Below are 2,467 nucleotides of genomic sequence, written 5' to 3' on the forward strand. Positions count from 1 at the left end.
GTAAGCGTTTCCTGCCTGCCACCTTCCGTCTGTCATCATGATGGGTTCATTGGACCCTATTGATTGTTGGACTGGATTTTCTCCATGGAGACTACATTGGAGGTTCTCCCGGTTGGCGGCCGGGGTCGCCGCAACCGGAAATGGCCGGATGAACTGAAAGCGCGGATCGTGGCGGAAACGCTGGTGCCGGGCACCACCGTGAATGCTGTGGCGCGGCGGCATGGTGTGCCTGCGAACCACCTGTCCTCATGGCGGACGCTGGCGCGGACCGGGCGGCTGGTGTTGCCTGCGCCGGAAGATCCTGTAGAATTCGCTTCGCTGATCGTCGGTCCGTTTGAAGATGCGTCGCGTGAAGAGGCTGGCGCGGCGGATCGACCAGAGATTGTCATGGGCGCAGTGATGATCCGGCTGGAATCCGAGGCCTCGGCGGAGCGGATTGTTTCGGTTGTGCGTGGCCTGGAAGCCAGCCCATGATGTTCCCGTCAAACCGCGTGCGGGTTCTGGTCTCGACGCAGCCTGTGGACTTCAGGAAAGGTCATGATGGACTGACGGCAATTGTGTCGTCCGTGCTGCGCAAGGATCCATTCACCGGCACGGTCTTTGTGTTCCGGTCGCGCCGGGCGGATCGGCTGAAGCTTTTGTATTGGGACGGCACCGGATTGGTGATGGCTTACAAGCGGCTGGAAGATACAACCTTCACCTGGCCTGCGATCAAAGATGGAATGATGGCGTTGAACCACGCCCAGTTCGAGGCTCTATTTGCCGGTCTGGATTGGCGCCGCGTCAAGGCGCTGCAGACACGCCAACCGGCTGCGGCAGAATGAATCAAGCGCTGTCTTTTGTGTGTTTTTGCTGGGGTTTTATCGTATCCTGAGGTCATGATCACGACACCCGCCATTGACCTTTCCATCATCCCTGCCGCGCAGCGTGCGGCGGTTCTGGCGTTGATGGAAAAGGTAGCGGCGCTCACGGAAATCACTCAGCGGCAAGAGCATCTGATTGCCGAACTGAACCATGCTCTGCATGGCAAACGGTCAGAAAAGCTGACCGAGGATGAGCGGCAGCTGGCATTTGAGGATCTGTCCATCGCACTGGGTGAAGTCGAGGTGCAGAAGGAGCATCTGGCCGCCAAGACAGGTGACAAGACGACAACTAAGCCTGCGCCAAAGCGCACGATTGGCAATCTCCCGGCCGCGCTGCCGCGCATCGAAGAGGTTATCGAGCCTGACAGTCTGATCTGCCCTTGTGGCTGCGGTATCATGCACAAGATCGGTGAAGACCGCAGTGAGCGGCTGGACATCGTGCCCGCGCAGTTGCGCGTCATTGTCACCGTGCGCCCGAAATACGCCTGCCGGACCTGCACCGACGGCGTGACCCAGGCTCCCGCACCATCGCACCTGATCATGGGTGCCCTGCCGACCGAGGCCACCATCGCCCATGTGCTGGTCAGCAAGTATGCGGATCATCTGCCATTATACCGCCAAAGCCAGATCCTGGCGCGGGCGGGTCTTGATCTGCACCGCGCTGTGCTGGCGGACTGGGTCGGCAAGGCGGCCTTCCACCTCAAGCCCGTTGTCGACCGGCTGGCCGAACACCTGAAACGATCCGACAAACTGTTCATGGACGAAACCACCGCCCCGGTGCTGGATCCGGGGCGCGGCAAAACCAAGACAGGATATCTTTGGGCACTGGCCCGCGATGACCGACCATGGGGCGGTGAAGATCCGCCCGGTGTGGTTTACTTCTATGCCCCCGGTCGGGCGGGCGCGAATGCCGAAATCTGCCTGACAGGCTTCGACGGCATCCTTCAGATCGACGGCTATCAGGGCTATAACCGGTTGACCAAACCCACGCGCAAGGGCGGTGCCCCCATTCGGGTGGCCCATTGCTGGGCGCACGCGCGCCGCAAGCTGAAGGAAGTCTTCGACCGCGATGGCTCAGAAATCGCCGCCGAAGGCCTGCGCCGCATTGCCGAAATCTATACCGTCGAAGCTGACATTCGTGGTATCTCCCACGGCCAGCGATTGTCTGCCCGTCAGGCTCGCAGTGCCCCGCTGGTCGCAGCATTCGGTGAATGGCTGCAGGCTGAGCGCCGCAAGATCTCTTCCAAATCCCGATTGGGCGAAAAGCTGACTTATATCCACAATCACTGGGAGGGGCTACAGACCTTCCTGACCGATGGCCGCGTCGAGATCGACAACAACCGCGTCGAAAACCTGATCCGCCCTATCACTCTAAATCGGAAAAATGCGCTCTTCGCAGGTCACGACGAGGGCGGCATCGCCTGGGGCCGCATCGCCTCACTGATTGAGACCTGCAAGATCAACGGCGTCGAACCATTCGCATATCTCAAAACAACCCTCACAGCCATTGCCCAAGACCATCCGCAAAGCCGCATCGACGATCTGCTGCCGTGGAACTTCAGGACGTCAAGCTGAACCGACAGTGCTATCCCGCGACCGCTTAC

Annotated in this window: 3 protein-coding genes; all 3 read left to right on the forward strand. The window is 60.2% G+C overall.

The window, feature by feature from the left end; all coding sequences use genetic code 11:
- The first annotated feature begins 96 nt into the window (after positions 1–96).
- Genes tnpA through tnpC form a run of 3 tightly spaced genes read left to right on the forward strand, consistent with a single transcriptional unit; the run spans position 97 to position 2,438 of the window.
- A complete protein-coding gene (gene tnpA, locus ACFSUD_RS19490) occupies positions 97–474 on the forward strand; it encodes an IS66-like element accessory protein TnpA (RefSeq protein WP_386376167.1) in 378 nt (125 codons plus the stop codon).
- On the forward strand, positions 471–824 hold the full coding sequence (gene tnpB, locus ACFSUD_RS19495) for an IS66 family insertion sequence element accessory protein TnpB (protein ID WP_386376168.1): 354 nt from the start codon (positions 471–473) through the stop codon (positions 822–824). Before tnpA ends, tnpB begins: the two co-directional genes overlap by 4 nt.
- 54 nt (positions 825–878) lie before the next feature.
- Positions 879–2,438: an IS66 family transposase gene (gene tnpC, locus ACFSUD_RS19500; protein ID WP_449343067.1), complete on the forward strand. Its 1,560-nt coding sequence runs from the start codon at positions 879–881 to the stop codon at positions 2,436–2,438.
- Positions 2,439–2,467: the final 29 nt, after the last annotated feature.

The organism is Sulfitobacter aestuarii (assembly GCF_042685005.1).
Lineage (GTDB): Bacteria > Pseudomonadota > Alphaproteobacteria > Rhodobacterales > Rhodobacteraceae > Sulfitobacter > Sulfitobacter aestuarii.

Bases quoted from the DNA above. Each gene is read 5' to 3' on its own strand.
- tnpB (WP_386376168.1), top strand. From the start codon at position 471: ATGATGTTCCCGTCAAACCGCGTGCGGGTTCTGGTCTCGACGCAGCCT.
- tnpC (WP_449343067.1), top strand. From the start codon at position 879: ATGATCACGACACCCGCCATTGACCTTTCCATCATCCCTGCCGCGCAG.